This is a genomic window from Streptococcus mitis (genome assembly GCF_901542415.1).
Taxonomy (GTDB): Bacteria; Bacillota; Bacilli; order Lactobacillales; family Streptococcaceae; genus Streptococcus; species Streptococcus mitis_BL.
Genome location: NZ_CABEHV010000004.1, coordinates 2,051,745 through 2,071,864 on the forward strand (window position 1 = coordinate 2,051,745; position 20,120 = coordinate 2,071,864).

Here is a 20,120-nt window from a genome sequence, read left to right on the forward strand (position 1 = left end):
AAATTTCTATCAAGGAGGTGTGTGAATATTGTCTTGTGTAATTGGTACGGTATTTAGAAATTTCGCAATTATTTCAGGAGATACGCGTCTTAGTAATGATTCAGGTGAAACTGTAAGTGAAAAATACTCTAAAGTGTTCAAGGTAAATCAAAATGTGTTGGTAGGTTTTACTGGTTCAGGTAATGCTGTAGATGTTTTAAATAAAAATGGAATTTTTGACAAAGATGACTGTCCAAGCGCTGAAGATTTTCTAGAATTTTTATGGCTTTTATTAGGTAACAGAGTGGTAAATGAACCAAACCATTGTAATATATTGGTTTTGGGAAAAAGTAAAATGAATTATGGTTTTGGTGGAAACTTTCATATGTCAGAAGATGATGTTCAAAATCAGCTACATTTAACAGATCACAGAAACGTATGGGCTCCTATTATGACACCTCCAAATGTTGATTACGAGTATTATCAAGATTTAGTTAATTCAAAAGTACAATTTATTATTGCTGAACAGATAATTTCTCCTGTATTTAGTAGAGGGATTGCGATTAAGAAAATCAAAGAAGTACATAGAGAAATTATTCTTGAAATTTCAAAAAAGGATAGATCAGTTAATAGTAATATTGAACAACATGTGATTAAATGGTGACTATGAGTAAGAAAATTGTTGAATCCAAAGACCTGATTGCTTTTCATCCAGGTCAGTATGTTGAGGAGTTGATTGAAGATTATAACCTAACGCAAAAGGAATTTGCGGAGCGTTTGGGAGTTTCTGAAATGAAGCTCGGTAAATTAGTGAATGGTGAGGAATCAATTAGTAATGATATTGCTCGGAAGTTAGCAAAGGTTACTAATATCTCGATAATAACTTGGCTCAATCTTCAGAATGCTTACGATGTAAAAGTGGCTGAGTTCATAGAGTAATCGTGGTATAATGACAATTATGAATAATAACAACCAACGTGCCCTTTGCCAACAACTCTGGGCTAGAAACAAATACCTCGTTTTGAGTCATTCCAGCAATATTTACAATGAGATTCGTCAGTATCTCAAGAATGAAGAGGTGGAGGTGAGTCAGGTTCAGGAGATGATTGACCGTGCCTGCCAGATTCCAGAACACAGGGGTCAGGTTTGCAATGCCTTTCAGCATATTTGGGGCTATTTTAAAAAGAAAGCGACAGATGCTGAGCGCAAGGACTACATGCTCTTGCTTGATCGCTACCGCTTTGGTCAGGCTTCTAAGGAAGACTTGATCACTAAGATTCGAGACTTGCTTGATTGCTATCCAAATACCTACTTGCAACATTCGACTTTACTGAAAGGAGATTGTCATGAGACTTTGGCATGAGGCTTTGATTTCACAACTTCCCCGTCCTCAACTCTTGGGGCAGCATCGAGAGTGTTGCGCCCTGCGTGGCAATGGCTGGGGCAGAAAGCATGCGACGGTGGACTATGTCTTTACCCACTCGCCCTATCGTCTCTATGCCTATCATCGCTTGATCATGGAGGAAATGGCTGGTCGTGGCTACAATGTCAGTCCAGAGTGGTTGGACAAGAACTACCGAGGTAAGACCTTCCCTCCTTATCAAGACTTAGCAGAGGAAAAGCTGAAAAGTCCTATCTATAGCGAGCATGATACTACCTACTATGAGGAGTGTCTGGCAAATCTTCGAGAGAAGGGGATTGAGCTGGAATAATAGTAAGGATTGCCTTCAATTTATAACTCTTCTCGTAATTTTTTCGAATAATAAAGATGAGACCTTTAGAGTTTTTCTAAGGTCTTCTTTTTATGAGTGTTCAGATTTACTTTTAATAACTTTTGAGTTATAATTTAATTAGAAAGAGGTTGCTTGGTGCATACGATTTACTTCTATAAGGACAAAAATGGAAACGAGCCAGTTTTGGATTATATGAGAGAATTGGCTAGTCAGAAAAGTAAGGATAGTCGCATCAAACTCAATAAACTAAATGACTATATCGAGTTGCTTAGTCAGCATGGGACGAGAGCTGGGGAACCCTATATGAAACACTTGGAAGATGAGATATGGGAACTAAGACCTTTGAGAAATCGAATTTTATTTATAGCGTGGCTTGATGGTAGTTTTGTTCTTTTACATCATTTTGTCAAAAAGACTCAGAAAACTCCTAGAAGAGAAATTGAAAAAGCCAAGCGTGAATTGAAGGACTTAAAAGAAAGAGGGTTAAGTGATGAAGAATAGTGCTATTGGAAGTAACTGGAAGGATGTCCGGTCAGAACTCTTTACCAAGGAGGAAATCCTTGAAAGTGATATGCGAGTGGCTATCATGAGTGAGTTGATTGAAGCCAGACATGAGCAAGGAATCAGCCAGAAAAAGCTAGAAGAACTCAGTGGAGTGAGTCAACCTGTCATAGCTAGGATGGAAACAGGAAAGACTAGCCCCCAGTTGGATACAGTCTTGAAAGTTTTAGCCAGTTTAGGAAAGACACTAGCAGTCATCCCCCTCGAACAGAGAAAGAGTTGATAGGGATGAAATTACTTGGTTGGCTAAAATCATCCACTGGATAATTTTACCTCCCGTCCGCACTTTTTCAGGGAAATATCAGAATTACAAAAGAAAAATCAACCTATAGTCTTTTCTAATAACAAGCCATAGTCACTTATAAGAATTACTAATAACGTGTTTGATCAGTCTAACTGAAATATAGTAAAAAAACAAGTTACACAAAGGATTTGAGTCATGTGTCTCAAGTCTTTTTCTTTTGTATAAAACGGAGATATAGTTTCAAACTATATCAAAGCCTAATTTTTTACAATTATACAGATGATTTCTTTTCTGTTAAGATAGTTTCAACAACAAATTTTGGAGGACACATCATGTCAACTACAATCATCGGTTTCCCTCGTTTGGGAGAATTCCGCGAATTAAAATTTACAACTGAAAAATACTTTAGAAAAGAAATCTCAGAAGAAGAACTCTTGGCAGCAGCAAAAGACTTGCGTGCTAAACACTGGAATATCGTCAAAGAAAAAGGCATCACTGAAATTCCATCAAATGACTTTTCTCACTATGACAACTTCCTAGATGCAGCTTTCCTTTTCAACGTGGTGCCTGCTTCAGTTCAAAACTTGGACTTGTCTGACCTTGAGCGCTACTTCGCTTTGGGTCGTGGTTACCAAGGAGAAAAAGGGGATGTTCGTGCCCTTCCAATGAAGAAATGGTTCAACACCAACTACCACTACATCGTTCCTAAATTTGAAAAAGACACTCAAGTCAAACTTGCAGGTCACAAGATTTTTGATGAGTTCCAAGAAGCTAAAGAACTTGGTCTCAACACTCGCCCAGTTCTTGTAGGTCCATTTACTTTCCTTCAATTGTCAGACTTTGAAGAAGGCGTGAAAGCAGAAGACTTCGTAGACAGCTTAGTGGCTGCTTACCAAGAAGTTTTTGCTAAATTGGCAGAACTTGGTGCGACTCGTATCCAACTCGATGAAGCGGCTCTTGTAAAAGACTTGACAGCTGAAGAAAAAGCTCTCTTCTTGAATCTCTACAACAAACTCTTGGCTGACAAAAAAGGTCTTGAAGTCTTGCTTCAAACTTACTTCGGTGATGTTCGTGACGTTTACGCTGATCTTGTGAACTTGCCAGTAGATGCTATCGGTCTTGACTTCGTTGAAGGTAAGAAAACTCTTGAATTGGTTAAAGGTGGCTTCCCAGCTGACAAGACTCTCTACGCAGGTATTGTCAATGGTAAAAACATCTGGCGTAACAACTACGAAAAGAGCTTGGCTGTTCTTGAACAAATCCCAGCTGAAAACATTGTCTTGACAAGCTCATGCTCACTTCTTCATGTGCCATTTACAACTGCTAATGAAGAATTTGAACCAGCAATCTTGAACCACTTTGCATTTGCAGTTGAAAAATTGGATGAGATTCGTGATTTGGATGCTATCCGCAATGGTCAAGGTGAAGAAGCACTTGCAGCTAACAAAGAACTCTTTGCGACTGAGCGTGTTGGTGAAAATGCTGAACTTCGTGCGCGTATCGCTGGTTTGACTGATGCAGACTACACTCGTTTGCCAGCCTTTGCAGAACGTGAAGCTATCCAAGAAGAAGCTTTCAAACTTCCAGCTCTTCCAACAACAACTATCGGTTCATTCCCTCAAACTAAAGAAGTTCGTGCTAAACGTTTGGCTTACCGTAAAGGTGAAGTGTCTCAAGAAGAGTACGACGCTTTCCTTGCTGAAACGATTGACGAATGGATCAAATGGCAAGAAGATATCGACTTTGATGTCCTTGTTCACGGTGAATTTGAGCGTAATGACATGGTTGAGTACTTCGGTCAAAACTTGTCAGGTTACCTCTTCTCTAAAAATGGTTGGGTACAATCATACGGTATGCGTGGAGTTAAACCACCAATCATCTGGGGTGATGTAACTCGTCTTAACCCTATCACTGTTAAATGGTCTAGCTATGCACAAAGCCGTACAAATAAACCTGTTAAAGGTATGTTGACTGGACCTGTTACCATCCTCAACTGGTCATTCCCACGTGAAGACATCTCTATCAAGGATTCTACTCTTCAAATCGCCCTTGCCATCAAGGATGAAGTGCTTGACCTTGAAGCTGCTGGTGTGAAGATCATCCAAATCGACGAGGCTGCTCTTCGTGAGAAATTGCCACTCCGTCGTAGCGACTGGTACGAAGACTACCTTGACTGGGCTATTCCTGCCTTCCGATTGGTACACTCAACAGTAGCGCCAGACACACAAATCCACACTCACATGTGTTACTCAGAATTTACAGATATCATCCCAGCTATCGACAACATGGATGCAGATGTTATTTCCTTTGAAGCTAGCCGTTCAAACCTTGAAATCTTGGACGAACTCAAAGCGAAAAACTTCCAAACAGAAGTGGGACCTGGGGTTTACGATATCCACTCACCTCGTGTACCAAATGAAGGCGAAATCGACAATACAATCGAAGCCATCCTTGCTAAAGTGCCAAGCAAGAAAGTTTGGATCAACCCTGACTGTGGTTTGAAAACACGTGGTATTCCAGAAACAAAAGAAAGCTTGATCCGCCTTGTTGAAGCAGCTAAAGCTGCGCGTGAGAAATTGTAAGATAGGATTTCTCAAGAAGCGCTGTTTGGTCAATCTGCCTGTTTCACTTGGATTCTAGGAATCCAGCTAACGAAAAAATTAACTAGAAAAGGATAATGACTATGTCACGCCAAACACCGTCACTCTCATTTGAAGTGTTCCCTCCCAACCCAGCCGTGGGTAATGATAACATTATTTCTGCTCTTCAAGATATGCAGGAGTTGGCTCCTCACTTTATCAGTGTAACTGCCAGCAATAATAAATTTAATATCAAGGAAACGACGGTCCGTTTGGCTGATTTTATCCAAAACGACTTGGCGATTCCGACCATTGCTCACTTGCCAGCTATCTATTTGACTAAGGACAAGGTGGCTGAAACTATTGCTGATTTGGACAAGGTTGGGGTGCAGAAAATCTTGGCTCTTCGTGGGGATATTATTCCTGATGTGGAACCACAAAAGGATTTCCGCTACGCAACTGACTTGATCGAGTTCATTAAGGAGCAAGCCCCTCACTTTGATATTGTTGGTGCTTGTTATCCAGAAGGTCATCCAGATTCACCAAATCAGATTTCAGATATTCAAAATCTTAAGAAGAAAGTGGATGCAGGTTGTTCGAGCCTTGTAACTCAGCTTTTCTTTGACAATGAGCGCTTCTATGATTTCCAAGACAAGTGCATCTTGGCTGGGATTGATGTTCCCATTCATGCAGGGATTATGCCAATTCTGAATCGAAGTCAGGCTCTCCGCCTCTTGAAGACTTGTGAGAATATCCATCTTCCACGCAAATTTAAAGCCATCTTAGACAAGTATGAGCATGACCCTGAGTCGCTCAGAGCAGCAGGACTTGCCTATGCAGTGGACCAAATCGTGGACTTGGTAACTCAGGATGTTGCCGGTGTGCATCTCTACACTATGAACAATGCTGAAACAGCAAAATACATCCATCAAGCAACACATGCATTGTTTAATCATCAGTCCTTAGGATAATAAAAAGCAAACCATTCTTCTCAGGTGAGGGGAATGGTTCCTTTTTAATGGTAAAGACAGCACTTTTTAAGAAAAATATGATAAAATAGACTCTGTACGTACTTGATACAAAGATGAGGGTATTAAAAAAAATAATGCATTTAAACTGGAACTCTTAGATGTTTTAGCATCAAATCTTTCTGATAACTAACGGTAGGAAAGAGCGACACGATCGAGTCAAATCGATGTTATTTGACGAGAGAGTTAGTAAAGCATTTAGCTAATCACCTAATAGTGATTAGCGTGAAAGGATTAGATGCTTTAGCATCTAATCTTTCTAATGATTTGTATCTTGAGAATTGAACACGCCTACAACTCTGTTGAAAAAGATAAATCTGCCTAGGAGCAGTCGCTCCGTCGTTCGATTTCCTATTTTCCTTTGAGTTGCTTGACGGCTTAGTATCCTGATTTTTGTAGGCAAGGCGTATAATTTCATCAATCCAAAGGGGATTAAAATGACAAAACAAGTGTTTCAAACGACTTTTGCGGGTCGTGAGTTAATTGTAGAGACTGGTCAGGTTGCTAAGCAAGCGAATGGCGCAGTTGTCGTGCGTTACGGTGAGTCAACTGTCTTGACTGCTGCCGTTATGTCTAAGAAAATGGCAACTGGGGATTTCTTCCCTCTTCAAGTCAACTATGAAGAAAAAATGTATGCGGCTGGGAAGTTTCCTGGTGGCTTTATGAAACGTGAAGGACGTCCTTCAACAGATGCGACCTTGACAGCGCGTTTGATTGACCGTCCAATCCGTCCTATGTTTGCGGAAGGTTTCCGTAATGAAGTGCAAGTTATTAATACTGTGCTTTCTTATGATGAAAATGCTTCTGCACCGATGGCAGCTATGTTTGGTTCATCCTTGGCGCTTTCTATTTCAGATATTCCGTTTGATGGACCGATCGCTGGGGTGCAAGTGGGCTATGTAGATGGTCAAATCATTATCAACCCTACGCAAGAACAAGCAGAGCAATCTCTCCTTGAATTGACAGTAGCTGGTACCAAGCACGCTATCAACATGGTAGAATCTGGTGCTAAAGAATTGTCAGAAGAAATCATGTTGGAAGCTCTCCTTAAAGGGCACGAAGCAGTTAAAGAATTGATTGCTTTCCAAGAAGAAATCGTTGCAGCTGTCGGTAAGGAAAAAGCAGAAGTAGAATTGCTTCATGTGGACGCTAACTTGCAAGCTGAAATTATCGCAGCCTACAACAGCGACCTCCAAAAGGCAGTTCAAGTAGAAGAAAAATTGGCTCGTGAAGCTGCAACTCAAGCAGTTAAGGACCAAGTTACTGCTGTGTATGAAGAAAAATATGCAGACCACGAAGAATTTGATCGTATCATGCGTGATGTGGCTGAAATCTTGGAACAAATGGAACACGCAGAAGTGCGTCGTTTGATCACAGAAGACAAGGTACGTCCTGACGGTCGTAAGGTTGATGAAATCCGTCCTTTGGATGCGGTTGTTGACTTCCTTCCTCGTGTGCACGGCTCTGGTCTCTTTACTCGTGGGCAAACTCAGGCCCTTTCTGTCTTGACCTTGGCTCCGATGGGAGAAACTCAAATCATTGATGGTTTGGATCCAGAGTACAAGAAACGCTTTATGCACCACTATAACTTCCCACAATATTCTGTAGGGGAAACTGGACGCTACGGTGCGCCAGGTCGTCGTGAAATCGGTCACGGTGCTCTTGGTGAGCGTGCTCTTGCTCAAGTCTTGCCAAGTTTGGAAGAATTCCCATATGCTATCCGCTTGGTAGCTGAGGTCTTGGAATCAAATGGTTCTTCATCTCAGGCTTCTATCTGTGCTGGAACTCTTGCCCTTATGGCTGGTGGTGTGCCAATCAAGGCGCCAGTAGCAGGAATTGCCATGGGTCTTATTTCAGATGGAAACAACTATACAGTCTTGACAGATATCCAAGGTTTGGAAGACCACTTTGGAGATATGGACTTCAAGGTTGCAGGAACTCGTGACGGGATTACAGCCCTTCAAATGGATATCAAGATTCAAGGAATCACTGCAGAAATCTTGACTGAAGCCCTTGCCCAAGCCAAGAAAGCTCGTTTTGAAATCCTTGATGTGATTGAAGCAAGTATTCCAGAAGTTCGTCCAGAATTGGCTCCAACTGCTCCGAAAATTGATACGATCAAGATCGATGTGGACAAGATCAAGATTGTCATCGGTAAGGGTGGAGAAACCATCGACAAGATTATCGCTGAAACAGGCGTTAAGATTGATATCGACGAAGAAGGAAATGTGTCTATCTACTCTAGCGACCAAGATGCTATTAACCGTGCTAAAGAAATTATTGCTGGTTTGGTCCGTGAAGCCAAAGTGGATGAAGTTTACCGTGCTAAAGTTGTTCGTATCGAGAAATTTGGTGCCTTTGTCAACCTCTTTGACAAGACAGATGCTCTTGTTCATATCTCTGAGATGGCTTGGACGCGTACCAATAATGTCGAAGACTTGGTAGCCATCGGAGACGAAGTCGATGTTAAGGTTATCAAGATTGATGAAAAAGGACGTGTGGATGCTTCTATGAAAGCTCTTCTTCCTCGTCCTCCAAAACCTGAACGTGATGAAAAAGGTGAAAAATCAGAGCGTCCTCACCGCCCACGTCATCACAAGGATCACAAACCTAAGAAAGAAATTACAGAAACACCAAAAGATTCAGAATAAGAAAAGGAGAAATGTATGGGATGGTGGCGCGAAACCATTGATATCGTAAAAGAAAATGATCCAGCGGCCCGCACCACTTTGGAGGTTTTGCTGACTTATCCAGGTGTCAAGGCCTTGGCGGCCCACCGTCTCTCGCATTTTCTCTGGAAGCATGGCTTCAAACTCCTGGCTCGTATGCACAGTCAGTTTTGGCGCTTTTGGACTCAGATTGAGATTCATCCAGGTGCCCAGATTGATTCAGGTGTCTTTATCGACCATGGTTCAGGCCTGGTGATTGGAGAGACAGCTATCGTTGAGACGGGAGTTCTCCTCTATCATGGGGTGACTCTTGGGGGAACAGGGAAAGACTGTGGCAAACGCCATCCGACCGTTCGAAAGGGAGCACTCATATCAGCCCATGCCCAAGTTATCGGACCAGTAGAAATCGGTGAAAATGCCAAGGTTGGTGCTGCAGCAGTTGTTGTAGCAGACGTACCTAGTGATGTGACGGTTGTCGGTATTCCTGCTAAGATTGTCCGTGTACATGGTAAAAAGGATGAGCCGGTCATTCACGAAGTCGAAGAAAAACGAGAGTACTACGTCAATAAACTCGAGCAGGCTAAAGAAGCCAGTCACAGATCGTCTGGGTTGTAGAGGATACCTATATGATTCAAGCAAGAAACAAGTTAAGCCAAGAGGAGATATCTGAGGCGAAAAAACTAATTAACTGTTGCCAAAACTATGACGGTACCTATCGTGATCCCTATCTCTCTAACATGCTTAATTTTGACCCAAACATGCCCGCCTTTTTCCTTTATTATGAAAAAGGCGAACTTGTTGGTTTATTAACTGTCTATGCAGATGACCAAGATGTGGAAGTGACGATACTGGTTCATCCAGATCATCGCCGTCAGGGAATTGCGCGTGCATTGTTTACTTGTTTTGAGAGAGAAACAGCTTCTTTTCCGATTCATTCAGTCACTTTTCAGACAGAGCGTGTTTTTCTAGACCGCCATCCTGATTTTGTTAGCAACTGGGGATTGGTCGAGGACGAGGATACAGAAACTTGGTTAGGTAAGGATAGAAAACCTTATCCGTTAGCAAAGGTTTCTAATCTTGAAGTTTTGTTAGCAGATAGTTCGTATCAGGAGCAAATCAGTCAGTTAAAACTTCAGGCATTCTCAGAAGAGCATGAATCTAGAGAGATTGTGGATAGATATGTCGCTGAAGCTCTGAAGGATCCAGAAAGTCGCTTATATATTTTGTTAAAAGACGGTCAGGTTATTGGAACTTGTACGGTAGATTTATCGACTAATACGAATTACTTCTACGGGTTAGCAATATCTGAACCTGAACGTGGGAAAGGCTATGGAAGCTACTTAGCAAAATCCCTTGTCAACCAACTAATTGAGCAAAATGACAAGGAATTTCAGATTGCAGTAGAGGACAGCAATGTAGGTGCCAAGCGCTTGTATGAAAAAATTGGCTTTGTCAAACAGACCCAGGTGGTTTATCTGAATGAGAAAGGAGCAAGGGATTCCGAAGTGTAGAGAGATTCGGACTGAAATTCAATTGAACTCTTAGTGATGAAACTAATTGTTCTTGGATTTTAGCTTTCCTAACTATGATTTATGATTAAAATCTATGACACTATGTCTCGTGATTTGCGAGAATTTGTCCCAATCGAGGACAGCAAGGTCAAGATGTATGTCTGTGGGCCAACGGTGTACAACTATATTCACGTGGGGAATGCTCGTTCGACGGTGGCTTTTGATACCATTCGTCGTTATTTTGAGTACTGTGGGTATGAGGTTGCCTATATTTCCAATTTTACGGATGTGGATGATAAGATTATCAACCGTGCCAAGGAAGAGGGCATCACGCCTCAGGAGGTTGCGGACAAGTACATCGCTGCCTTTCGTGAGGATGTGACGGCCTTGGGCGTCAAACCTGCGACTCGCCATCCGCGTGTGGTGGAGTTTATGGCTGACATTATCCGCTTTGTGGAAGACTTGATTGGAAAAGGTTTTGCTTATGAGAGCCAAGGAGATGTCTATTTCCGTGTGGAAAAATCTCATAACTATGCCAAGTTGGCCAATAAAACCTTGGAAGATTTGGAGTTAGGTGCTTCAGGTCGTACCGATGAAGAAACGGCTCGTAAGGAAAATCCTGTAGATTTTGCCCTATGGAAATCTGCCAAGCCAGGCGAGATTTCTTGGGACAGTCCTTGGGGACCTGGTCGTCCGGGCTGGCACATCGAGTGTTCAGTCATGTCGACAGAGATTTTGGGCGACACCATTGATATTCACGGTGGTGGAGCTGACCTAGAGTTTCCTCACCATACCAATGAAATTGCCCAGTCAGAAGCCAAAACAGGCAAGATCTTTGCCAACTACTGGATGCACAATGGCTTTGTCAATATCGACAATGTCAAGATGTCCAAGTCCTTGGGTAACTTTATCACCGTACATGATGCCCTTAAAACTCTTGATGGGCAAGTGCTTCGATTCTTCTTTGCGACACAACATTACCGTAAGCCTATCAACTTTACGGAAAAGGCAGTGCGTGATGCAGAGACCAATCTCAAGTATCTGAAAAACACCTATGAGCAACCATTTACTGGAACTGTAGATGCTCAAGAGTTACAGGCCTTTAAAGATAAGTTTGTAGCTGCTATGGATGAGGATTTCAACTCTGCCAACGGTATTACAGTAGTCTTTGAAATGGCCAAATGGATCAATTCAGGCAACTATGATACAAGTGTCAAGCAAGCTCTTGCAGATATGTTGGAAGTCTTTGGAATTGTCTTTATTGAGGAAGTTTTGGACGCTGAGATCGAATCCTTGATTCAAAAACGCCAAGAAGCGCGTGCCAATCGTGACTTTGCGACAGCGGACCAGATCCGTGACCAATTGGCTGCTCAAGGGATTAAGCTCCTTGACACCAAAGATGGAGTGAGGTGGACACGTGATTGATGTCAATCTCATTAACGGGATTGCGTTAGCTTTTGAGGGGGACGCGGTGTATTCTATGTATATTCGTCGTCACCTCATTCTAAAAGGTATGACCAAACCCAATAAACTCCATCAAGAAGCGACCAAGTATGTCTCAGCCAAAGCTCAGGCTCGCCTGATTTCCCTTATGTTAGAGGAGCAAGTCCTGACGGAAAAAGAAGAAGAAATCTACAAACGTGGTCGCAATACCAATAGTCACACAAAGGCTAAAAATGCCGATGTGGTGACCTACCGTATGTCCACAGGTTTTGAAGCAGTCATGGGTTATCTCCATATGACTGAAAATCTGGAACGTCTTGAGAGCTTGATTTCGTGGTGCATCCAAAAAGTGGAGGGCTAGGACATGATGGCAAAAGAATTACAAGAATGGTTTCCTGAAGCTCAGATTTCAGACCAACCAGTAGAGAAAGAGGGTTATCTCACTCTTCCTTTAGCTTCTCAACAGTGGATTTTGCTGGAGGAAGCTGGGCTCAGCGAGCGTGAAAAGCAGTTGATTTCACTTTTGACCCAGCAGGAGCAGGCTCGTTCGCTCAATCCTTGGTATTCTTTTTTGATTGAGGGGAAGGGACAGACACCACAAACTTTTAAAAAGATTCAGTTGGCCTATTGTCATCTTTCCTATTTTCAGCAGGAAAATCTAGCTTCTTGGCTGGATATGATGCGGACTCTATTTCCTAACTGTCAGACAGTGCTTCAGGTCGGAGCTCAGGATTATGTTTTCGTGCTTCAACAAGATAAATACACCTCTGTACGAGCTATTTTAAGTGATACGATTGAAGCGGTTGAGTATGACTTTGGATTGCGTCTCTCTATCATGTTAGGCCAGGTTTGGTCTCAGACGGGCCATCAAGCCCTATCAGACTTGATTAAAGCGGAGCGGGATTTGTTTAAGACTTGGTGGCGTCAGGGTCACCAAGGTGTTCATACTTTTTCTCAGCTCTATCTTTGGAGTATGGGAGAAAGACTCGTGGACTTGAAGGCAATCAAGGAATGTCTACACCAGATGATTTTGGATCAAGATCAGATTCAGGAAATCATCCTCTCTCTTTGGGAAAATAGTGCTGTTCTCACTAAAACAGCTCAGCAACTCTATCTGCACCGCAATTCTCTCCAATACAAGATTGATAAGTGGGAAGAATTGACAGGGCTTCAATTGAAGGAATTGACCGATCTCACCCTGTGTTATCAATTGATTTTACCAGATATTCTTTAAAGTTTTGTGCAAGTTGCACAGAACTTTTTTATTTTTTTGGTCACTTTGCCATAGAAAAATAAAGCGTTTTCATCTATAATAAAATTATCAAAATACAAAAGGAGTTCACCTCATGGTAGAATTGAATCTTAAAAATATTTACAAAAAATATCCAAACAGCGAACACTATTCAGTTGAAGATTTCAACTTGAACATCAAAGACAAAGAGTTCATCGTTTTCGTAGGTCCTTCAGGATGTGGTAAATCAACAACTCTTCGTATGATTGCTGGTCTTGAAGACATCACAGAAGGTACTGCATCTATCGATGGCGTGGTTGTCAACGACGTAGCTCCAAAAGACCGTGATATCGCCATGGTATTCCAAAACTACGCTCTTTACCCACACATGACTGTTTATGACAACATGGCTTTCGGTTTGAAATTGCGTAAATACAGCAAAGAAGACATTGACAAACGTGTGCAAGAAGCAGCTGAAATCCTTGGATTGAAAGAATTCTTGGAACGTAAACCTGCTGACCTTTCAGGTGGTCAACGTCAACGTGTTGCCATGGGGCGTGCCATTGTCCGTGATGCAAAAGTATTCTTGATGGACGAACCTTTGTCAAACTTGGATGCAAAACTTCGTGTATCAATGCGTGCTGAAATCGCTAAAATCCACCGTCGTATCGGAGCTACAACTATCTACGTAACTCACGACCAAACAGAAGCAATGACACTTGCAGACCGTATCGTTATCATGTCAGCAACTAAGAACCCTGCTGGTACAGGTACTATCGGACGTGTAGAACAAATCGGTTCTCCTCAAGAAGTTTACAAAAACCCAGTTAACAAATTCGTTGCAGGATTCATTGGAAGCCCAGCTATGAACTTCATTAATGTGAAATTAGTTGGTAGCGAAATTGTTTCAGACGGTTTCCGTTTGAAAGTGCCAGAAGGCGCTTTGAAAGTTCTTCGTGAAAAAGGCTACGAAGGTAAAGAATTGATCTTCGGTATTCGTCCAGAAGACGTGAATGCAGAGGAAGCATTCCTTGAAACATTCCCAGAATCAGTTGTAAAAGCGACTATCTCTGTATCAGAATTGCTTGGTTCAGAATCTCACCTATACTGCCAAGTTGGTAAAGATGAATTCGTTGCTAAAGTTGATGCTCGTGACTACTTGCAAACAGGCGCAACAGTTGAACTTGGATTTGACTTGAACAAAGCCCACTTCTTCGATGTAGAAACTGAAAGAACAGTTTATTAAGATAAATGAAATGTCAAAACACTGCTAGAGAAACCTGGCAGTGTTTTTTGAAATGTGGATTGATTGAGAGGGAATTTTCTAGTTTTCATATTCTTAAAAAAGTGATAAAATGGTAGGAAGAATTGGAGAGTAGAGATGCCGAAAGAAGTGAATTTGACGGGCGATGAGGTTGTCGCTTTAACGCAAAAATATTTATCAAAAGAAGATGTTGCTTTTGTCCATAAGGCCTTAGTCTATGCTGTTGAATGCCACAGTGGCCAGTATAGGAAATCTGGCGAACCTTACATTATTCACCCTATCCAAGTGGCAGGGATTTTAGCCAAACTTAAGCTAGATGCCGTAACGGTTGCTTGTGGTTTCTTGCATGATGTGGTAGAAGATACAGATGCGACCTTGGATGATTTGGAGAGAGAGTTTGGCCCTGATGTGCGGGTAATCGTCGATGGGGTTACCAAACTTGGTAAGGTCGAGTACAAATCGATCGAGGAGCAATTGGCGGAAAATCATCGTAAGATGCTCATGGCCATGTCTGAGGACATCCGTGTTATCTTGGTCAAACTGTCTGACCGCTTGCACAATATGCGGACCCTGAAACACCTTCGAAAAGACAAGCAGGAGCGCATTTCCAAAGAAACCATGGAAATCTATGCTCCACTTGCCCATCGTTTGGGGATTTCCAGTGTCAAATGGGAGTTGGAAGACCTATCTTTCCGTTATCTAAATCCAACGGAGTTTTACAAGATTACCCATATGATGAAGGAAAAGCGCAGAGAGCGTGAGGCCTTGGTGGATGAAGTAGTCACAAAATTAGAAAACTATACGACGGATCGTCACTTGAAAGGGAAGATTTATGGTCGTCCCAAACATATTTACTCGATTTTCCGCAAAATGCAGGATAAGAGAAAACGTTTTGAGGAAATCTATGATTTGATTGCTATTCGTTGTATTTTGGATACCCAAAGTGATGTTTATGCCATGCTTGGTTATGTGCATGAGCTTTGGAAACCGATGCCAGGTCGCTTTAAAGACTATATTGCTAATCGTAAGGCTAATGGTTACCAGTCTATCCATACGACTGTTTATGGGCCAAAAGGACCGATTGAATTCCAGATTCGAACCAAGGCCATGCATGAGGTGGCTGAGTACGGGGTTGCGGCTCACTGGGCTTATAAGAAAGGTATTAAGGGGCAGGTTAACAGCAAGGAATCAGCTATTGGGATGAACTGGATCAAGGAGATGATGGAGCTCCAAGACCAGGCTGATGATGCTAAGGAATTTGTCGATTCAGTTAAGGAAAACTATCTGGCTGAGGAAATTTACGTCTTTACCCCAGATGGAGCTGTCCGTTCACTTCCAAAAGATTCAGGACCGATTGACTTTGCCTATGAAATCCATACAAAAGTTGGTGAAAAAGCGACTGGTGCCAAGGTCAATGGTCGTATGGTTCCACTGACAACCAAGCTCAAGACAGGGGATCAGGTTGAAATTGTCACCAACCCTAACTCCTTTGGGCCAAGCCGTGACTGGCTCAACATGGTTAAGACCAGCAAGGCGCGCAATAAGATTCGTCAGTTTTTTAAAAACCAAGATAAGGAATTGTCTGTCAACAAGGGTCGTGAGATGTTGATGGCCCAGTTCCAAGAAAATGGCTATGTGGCCAATAAATTCATGGACAAGCGCCATATGGACCAAGTTCTGCAAAAGACCAGCTATAAGACAGAAGAGTCCCTCTTTGCGGCTATTGGTTTTGGCGAAATCGGTGCTATTACCGTCTTTAACCGTCTGACTGAAAAGGAACGTCGTGAAGAAGAGCGTGCCAAGGCCAAGGCTGAAGCAGAAGAGCTTGTCAAAGGTGGCGAAGTCAAGGTTGAAAATAAAGAAACCCTCAAGGTCAAGCATGAGGGTGGTGTGGTCATTGAAGGTGCCTCAGGTCTCCTAGTGCGGATTGCAAAGTGTTGTAACCCTGTACCTGGTGACGATATTGTCGGCTACATTACCAAGGGCCGTGGTGTGGCTATTCACCGTGTGGACTGTATGAACCTGCGCGCCCAAGAAAACTACGAGCAACGTCTCCTTGATGTGGAATGGGAAGACCAGTACTCAAACTCAAATAAGGAGTATATGGCCCATATCGATATCTATGGTCTCAACCGTACAGGATTATTGAACGATGTACTGCAAGTTCTTTCAAACACAACCAAGAATATTTCAACGGTCAATGCCCAACCAACCAAGGATATGAAGTTTGCTAATATCCATGTGTCCTTCGGTATTGCCAACCTCTCTACATTGACCACGGTCGTGGACAAGATTAAGAGTGTGCCAGAAGTTTACTCTGTTAAACGGACCAATGGCTAATTGTCCTAGCTCTTACTAGAAAGGCTATTATGAAAATCATTATCCAAAGGGTTACAAAAGCCCAAGTGAGTATAGAAGGTCAGGTTCAGGGAAAAATCAATCAGGGGCTCCTATTGCTGGTTGGTGTTGGACCAGAGGACCGAGAGGAAGATTTGGACTATGCTGTGAGAAAGCTTATCAACATGCGGATTTTTTCAGACGTAGAAGGCAAGATGAACCTGTCTGTCAAAGATATTGGAGGAGAAATCCTCTCTATTTCTCAGTTTACTCTCTTTGCGGATACTAAGAAAGGCAATCGTCCAGCCTTTACAGGTGCAGCCAAGCCTGATATGGCATCAGACTTCTATGATGCCTTCAATCAAAAATTAGCGCAAGAAGTGCCCGTTCAGACAGGCATTTTTGGAGCGGATATGCAGGTTGAGCTGGTCAATGACGGACCAGTCACTATTATCCTTGATACTAAAAATAGATAAGAAAGACCAAGCCCAGACGGCTTGGTTTTTCTCATCTATTACAAAATACTCCAAAATGAAATCGATTTCTGATAGGCTTTTGGGAAGCCTTGTTTCAGGATTTTACTCATGCGATAGGAAGGGATGAGGTGGCCTAGGATGAGGAGAGTGACCTGAAGGAAAAGTGGCACACCACTCAAACATATCAAGGAGAGAATCATCAGGCTATCCCATAGGAGGATTTGTAAGGCAAAACGCCAGAATCGCGGTCTAATCTGGGAATAGAGTTGACTAAAGTGGTCACAAAGCTGATTAGACAGATAGGTCAATAGCACAGGATGAAAGAAAATGAGCCAACCGCTATAAATTAAAATCCAATCCCAAGTAAGCCCTTCTTTAAATGTCAAAAATGCCAGCATGATTCCATCAATGACAAGGAGTTGAGTGGTTTTGATGAAGATGATTTTTTTCATGCTAAAACCTCCTTTTCCTTAGAGACACTCCCATAAAGAGATGTGTTTATCGTAAAAATCTGGATAGTGTTCTCTTAGGTAGTCAGTCGTCATATAATATAAAGTAGAATGGCAAGCAGTGATGATTGGCATAAGAGAGGAAAAACGCTGAGAACTAACGAAAGTTAAAAGGACAAAAAATAGAAAATCAATGGAGAGAACCCCTAAATAGTAGAAGCGAATCTTTTTATTGATTTGAGGATAAATCTCCGCGAATTGATGTTTGAGTCGGACAACCAAGCGAAATAACAGGAGTCCTTGAGTAAGGAGGAAAATAAAACCAGAGAGCAAGAGAGACTCCAAAGATGTCTCGGGTCTTTTGCTAAAAAATGCGAATAGTAGCAAATCGATAACTGCAATTGCTGTAAAATGGATTCTAAAGAGTTTTTTCATGACAAGACCTCCTTCTTTTATCTATTTTCATTCTACTCCAAAAGAATGGGAGTTACAAGTAAAATGATAAAAAATTTTAGTAAGGAGATTCTGTTAGATTTCTTTATTTGATTTCCTTCTTATTGTTCCACTTCTTCATCATTCCAGACAAATAAAGCTCCAATTGCATTGAGGATATAAAAGATGTATTTTCCGATATTGGCAAAGTTTCCTTGAATACCAGCCTTTGTAAGCTGCACAAAATTGTAAATCAACCAAAAGCCCCACTGAGTTGTCAGTTTCAATGCGTTCAAAGCGTTGGCAATGAGGGACAGTGCAAAGGCAATAGTTGTTACGTAGGCAAGGAGATTCATCTTTCCTCCATAGCCGATATAGTTGGTCACAAAGGCAAAGAGGAAGGCGATGATTGAAATGATGATGGCTGCCAATTTTACCTGTTTTTGGCTCATTTGGTTGGGTCTGCCTTCTTGCGAAGCTTCCCATTTCTTAATAGCAAAGGTATAAATGAGGAAGGTGACAGGATAGGTGATAATGGCCGCCTTATTTCCAAGGATATAGTCAATGGTACCAGATAAAATGGTATTAACAATGCCAAAGTAATTTCCCCATTTGCTTAATTTTCCCGTGAAACGAGTGGACAACATGGAAATCCCAACGTTGGTTACGGAAATCAATCCAAAAGGAACAAGGGCAGTCCAGGGGCCCCAATCTACGAATTTATCGAGACGTGAGTTGAGGTAACCAGATGCAATCGCAATCCCAACGACCAAAGCAACCCCGAAGAGGTCAAACCATTTGGATGTCGCAAAAATTTTTAGTGATTTTTTCATATATTAAGATATCTTTCTTTTTTAACAAATATTATACAACTAAATGAAAGTAAAATCAAATGATAGAAATAAACCCCTGAAAATAAAATTTTCAGGGGTGGTTGGGATACTTGAGAAATTAGTCGATTTTCTCGACATAGAGTTGTTTGGCAATGTCCATACTTACTTGTAAATCCTCGTTTTTACTGATGATAGTGAAGGTATTGCTGAAGCCATCAAACTGCTGGACTTGGAGATGATCACCGATGTGAAGCGAGTGCTTATCCAAATAATTGAGAATCTCAAAACTATCATGCACCCGAGTCAGGAGGTAGGAGCCAGCTTCCTTGATGTCAGCTAGTGGCAGGTTATTAATTTCAACTAGGAGTTCTCCCTTGGCAGGAATAGTTCCTCCGTGAGGGCAGGTCTTGGGGAATCCAAGCAATTTTTCTAGTCTCTCCACGAATAGCTCAGAGACAGTATGTTCCAAGACTTCAGCTTCCTCGTGAATCTGGTCACTCGTATAGTCTAAATGATGGACTAGAAAAACTTCAATCAAACGGTGCTTACGATAGAGCTCAGAGACCAGCTTGAGACCGAGGTCGGTCAGTAGATAACCGCATTCTTTGTCCTTGAGGATGAGATTTTCACTCTTCATCCGTTTAATCATTTCAGTTACGGCAGGGGGAGAGACTTGCATGCGGGCCGCAATTTCCTTGTTGGTAATTTTATGCAGGTCTATGCCAATTTCATAAATACACTTTAGATAATCTTCTTTATTCGGGGTCATTCGTTTCCTCTTGTCTAATATCTTTATCTAGTATATCAAAAAAAGCTAGATTTCTCTAGCTATCTGCCACAATGGCTTCTAATTTAGTTCTTTAGCAGCTGCAATTGCGGCTTCGAAGTTTGGTTCAGAGTTGATATTATCCACGTATTCAACGTAGCGAATCGTATTGTCAGTGTCGAGGATAAAGACTGCGCGTGCCAATAGGTGCCACTCATTGATTAAGAGAGCATAATCACGTCCAAAGGAATGGTCGAAATAGTCTGAGAGCATGATGGCATTTTCAATACCTTCAGCACCACACCAACGTTTTTGGGCAAATGGTAGGTCCATAGAAACAGTCAAGACGACCGTGTTGTCCAGTCCAGCCAGTTCTTCATTAAAGCGACGCGTTTGAGTTGAGCAGATACCTGTATCGATAGAAGGCACGACACTCAAGACTTTTTTCTTACCATCAAAATCAGCCAGAGATTTTTTAGAAAGGTCTGTTGTAGTGAGTGAAAAATCAAGTGCCTTGTCGCCGACTTGTAGTTGTTTACCTGTAAAGCTCACAGGATTTCCGAGAAAAGTTACCATAAGATACTC

21 protein-coding genes and 1 pseudogene are annotated in these 20,120 nt (G+C 41.9%); 17 read left to right on the forward strand and 5 right to left on the reverse strand.

The window, feature by feature from the left end; genetic code table 11:
* Positions 1-28: 28 nt before the first annotated feature.
* The 17 genes and pseudogenes from FQT24_RS10425 (at position 29) to dtd (ending at position 17,055) form a co-directional block, all read left to right on the forward strand.
* Positions 29-643 carry an Ntn hydrolase family protein gene (locus FQT24_RS10425; protein ID WP_143952964.1) on the forward strand — a complete coding sequence of 205 codons (615 nt, stop codon included), beginning with the start codon at positions 29-31 and terminating at the stop codon, positions 641-643.
* Between the two features lie 2 nt (positions 644-645).
* Positions 646-915: pseudogene (locus FQT24_RS10430) on the forward strand (HigA family addiction module antitoxin); the annotation flags it as partial.
* 22 nt (positions 916-937) lie between these two features.
* Positions 938-1,342, forward strand: a complete 405-nt coding sequence (locus FQT24_RS10435) for a YbgA family protein (protein ID WP_143953043.1) — start codon at positions 938-940, stop codon at positions 1,340-1,342.
* The gene (locus FQT24_RS10440) at positions 1,326-1,691 is read left to right on the forward strand and encodes a TIGR02328 family protein (protein ID WP_143952966.1); all 366 of its coding nucleotides are present in this window, start codon (positions 1,326-1,328) and stop codon (positions 1,689-1,691) included. The genes FQT24_RS10435 and FQT24_RS10440 overlap by 17 nt, the downstream gene beginning before the upstream one ends.
* Before the next feature lie 156 nt (positions 1,692-1,847).
* The gene (locus tag FQT24_RS10445) at positions 1,848-2,213 is read left to right on the forward strand and encodes a type II toxin-antitoxin system RelE/ParE family toxin (protein WP_143952967.1); all 366 of its coding nucleotides are present in this window, start codon (positions 1,848-1,850) and stop codon (positions 2,211-2,213) included.
* Positions 2,203-2,496: a helix-turn-helix domain-containing protein gene (locus tag FQT24_RS10450; protein WP_143952968.1), complete on the forward strand. Its 294-nt coding sequence runs from the start codon at positions 2,203-2,205 to the stop codon at positions 2,494-2,496. Before FQT24_RS10445 ends, FQT24_RS10450 begins: the two co-directional genes overlap by 11 nt.
* A gap of 353 nt (positions 2,497-2,849) precedes the next feature.
* Positions 2,850-5,099: a 5-methyltetrahydropteroyltriglutamate--homocysteine S-methyltransferase gene (gene metE, locus FQT24_RS10455; RefSeq protein ID WP_143952969.1), complete on the forward strand. Its 2,250-nt coding sequence runs from the start codon at positions 2,850-2,852 to the stop codon at positions 5,097-5,099.
* Positions 5,100-5,200: 101 nt separating this feature from the next.
* Positions 5,201-6,067, forward strand: a complete 867-nt coding sequence (gene metF, locus FQT24_RS10460; protein WP_143952970.1) for a methylenetetrahydrofolate reductase [NAD(P)H] — start codon at positions 5,201-5,203, stop codon at positions 6,065-6,067.
* 494 nt (positions 6,068-6,561) lie between these two features.
* Positions 6,562-8,775, forward strand: coding sequence for a polyribonucleotide nucleotidyltransferase (gene pnp / locus FQT24_RS10470; protein ID WP_143952971.1), 2,214 nt, complete (start codon positions 6,562-6,564; stop codon positions 8,773-8,775).
* A 15-nt stretch (positions 8,776-8,790) separates the two neighbouring features.
* Entirely contained in the window at positions 8,791-9,408 is a 618-nt protein-coding gene (cysE, locus tag FQT24_RS10475; RefSeq protein WP_049516296.1) for a serine O-acetyltransferase, read from the forward strand.
* Positions 9,409-9,419: 11 nt separating this feature from the next.
* Entirely contained in the window at positions 9,420-10,304 is an 885-nt protein-coding gene (locus FQT24_RS10480; RefSeq protein ID WP_143952972.1) for a GNAT family N-acetyltransferase, read from the forward strand.
* Positions 10,305-10,385: 81 nt separating this feature from the next.
* Positions 10,386-11,729, forward strand: coding sequence for a cysteine--tRNA ligase (gene cysS, locus FQT24_RS10490; RefSeq protein ID WP_143952973.1), 1,344 nt, complete (start codon positions 10,386-10,388; stop codon positions 11,727-11,729).
* A complete protein-coding gene (locus FQT24_RS10495; protein WP_000567927.1) occupies positions 11,722-12,108 on the forward strand; it encodes a Mini-ribonuclease 3 in 387 nt (128 codons plus the stop codon). Before cysS ends, FQT24_RS10495 begins: the two co-directional genes overlap by 8 nt.
* Positions 12,109-12,111: 3 nt before the next feature.
* A complete protein-coding gene (locus FQT24_RS10500) occupies positions 12,112-12,981 on the forward strand; it encodes a helix-turn-helix domain-containing protein (RefSeq protein WP_143952974.1) in 870 nt (289 codons plus the stop codon).
* Positions 12,982-13,093: 112 nt separating this feature from the next.
* Entirely contained in the window at positions 13,094-14,224 is a 1,131-nt protein-coding gene (locus FQT24_RS10505; RefSeq protein ID WP_042901384.1) for an ABC transporter ATP-binding protein, read from the forward strand.
* 135 nt (positions 14,225-14,359) lie between these two features.
* Positions 14,360-16,582 carry a RelA/SpoT family protein gene (locus FQT24_RS10510; protein WP_136937438.1) on the forward strand — a complete coding sequence of 741 codons (2,223 nt, stop codon included), beginning with the start codon at positions 14,360-14,362 and terminating at the stop codon, positions 16,580-16,582.
* 29 nt (positions 16,583-16,611) lie between these two features.
* Positions 16,612-17,055 carry a D-aminoacyl-tRNA deacylase gene (gene dtd / locus FQT24_RS10515; protein WP_143952387.1) on the forward strand — a complete coding sequence of 148 codons (444 nt, stop codon included), beginning with the start codon at positions 16,612-16,614 and terminating at the stop codon, positions 17,053-17,055.
* Positions 17,056-17,093: 38 nt separating this feature from the next.
* Here the strand turns inward: dtd and FQT24_RS10520 are convergent, their stop codons facing one another.
* The 5 genes from FQT24_RS10520 to tpx form a co-directional block, all read right to left on the reverse strand.
* Positions 17,094-17,507, reverse strand: a complete 414-nt coding sequence (locus tag FQT24_RS10520) for a hypothetical protein (RefSeq protein WP_143952975.1) — start codon at positions 17,505-17,507, stop codon at positions 17,094-17,096.
* 18 nt (positions 17,508-17,525) lie between these two features.
* Complete coding sequence (locus FQT24_RS10525) at positions 17,526-17,939, reverse strand: hypothetical protein (protein ID WP_143952976.1); 414 nt, start codon at positions 17,937-17,939, stop codon at positions 17,526-17,528.
* Positions 17,940-18,058: 119 nt separating this feature from the next.
* Entirely contained in the window at positions 18,059-18,769 is a 711-nt protein-coding gene (locus FQT24_RS10530) for a nicotinamide mononucleotide transporter (protein ID WP_000749117.1), read from the reverse strand.
* Positions 18,770-18,887: 118 nt separating this feature from the next.
* A complete protein-coding gene (locus FQT24_RS10535) occupies positions 18,888-19,538 on the reverse strand; it encodes a metal-dependent transcriptional regulator (RefSeq protein WP_143952977.1) in 651 nt (216 codons plus the stop codon).
* Positions 19,539-19,616: 78 nt separating this feature from the next.
* On the reverse strand, positions 19,617-20,111 hold the full coding sequence (gene tpx, locus FQT24_RS10540) for a thiol peroxidase (RefSeq protein ID WP_143952978.1): 495 nt from the start codon (positions 20,109-20,111) through the stop codon (positions 19,617-19,619).
* Positions 20,112-20,120 lie beyond the last annotated feature (9 nt).

Coding starts and splice junctions, on each gene's coding strand:
- FQT24_RS10435 (WP_143953043.1), top strand. CDS start 938: ATGAATAATAACAACCAACGTGCCCTTTGCCAACAACTCTGGGCTAGA.
- FQT24_RS10440 (WP_143952966.1), top strand. CDS start 1,326: ATGAGACTTTGGCATGAGGCTTTGATTTCACAACTTCCCCGTCCTCAA.
- FQT24_RS10450 (WP_143952968.1), top strand. CDS start 2,203: ATGAAGAATAGTGCTATTGGAAGTAACTGGAAGGATGTCCGGTCAGAA.
- metE (WP_143952969.1), top strand. CDS start 2,850: ATGTCAACTACAATCATCGGTTTCCCTCGTTTGGGAGAATTCCGCGAA.
- metF (WP_143952970.1), top strand. CDS start 5,201: ATGTCACGCCAAACACCGTCACTCTCATTTGAAGTGTTCCCTCCCAAC.
- pnp (WP_143952971.1), top strand. CDS start 6,562: ATGACAAAACAAGTGTTTCAAACGACTTTTGCGGGTCGTGAGTTAATT.
- cysE (WP_049516296.1), top strand. CDS start 8,791: ATGGGATGGTGGCGCGAAACCATTGATATCGTAAAAGAAAATGATCCA.
- FQT24_RS10480 (WP_143952972.1), top strand. CDS start 9,420: ATGATTCAAGCAAGAAACAAGTTAAGCCAAGAGGAGATATCTGAGGCG.
- cysS (WP_143952973.1), top strand. CDS start 10,386: ATGATTAAAATCTATGACACTATGTCTCGTGATTTGCGAGAATTTGTC.
- FQT24_RS10500 (WP_143952974.1), top strand. CDS start 12,112: ATGATGGCAAAAGAATTACAAGAATGGTTTCCTGAAGCTCAGATTTCA.
- FQT24_RS10505 (WP_042901384.1), top strand. CDS start 13,094: ATGGTAGAATTGAATCTTAAAAATATTTACAAAAAATATCCAAACAGC.
- FQT24_RS10510 (WP_136937438.1), top strand. CDS start 14,360: ATGCCGAAAGAAGTGAATTTGACGGGCGATGAGGTTGTCGCTTTAACG.
- dtd (WP_143952387.1), top strand. CDS start 16,612: ATGAAAATCATTATCCAAAGGGTTACAAAAGCCCAAGTGAGTATAGAA.
- FQT24_RS10520 (WP_143952975.1), bottom strand. CDS start 17,507: ATGAAAAAAATCATCTTCATCAAAACCACTCAACTCCTTGTCATTGAT.
- FQT24_RS10525 (WP_143952976.1), bottom strand. CDS start 17,939: ATGAAAAAACTCTTTAGAATCCATTTTACAGCAATTGCAGTTATCGAT.
- FQT24_RS10530 (WP_000749117.1), bottom strand. CDS start 18,769: ATGAAAAAATCACTAAAAATTTTTGCGACATCCAAATGGTTTGACCTC.
- FQT24_RS10535 (WP_143952977.1), bottom strand. CDS start 19,538: ATGACCCCGAATAAAGAAGATTATCTAAAGTGTATTTATGAAATTGGC.
- tpx (WP_143952978.1), bottom strand. CDS start 20,111: ATGGTAACTTTTCTCGGAAATCCTGTGAGCTTTACAGGTAAACAACTA.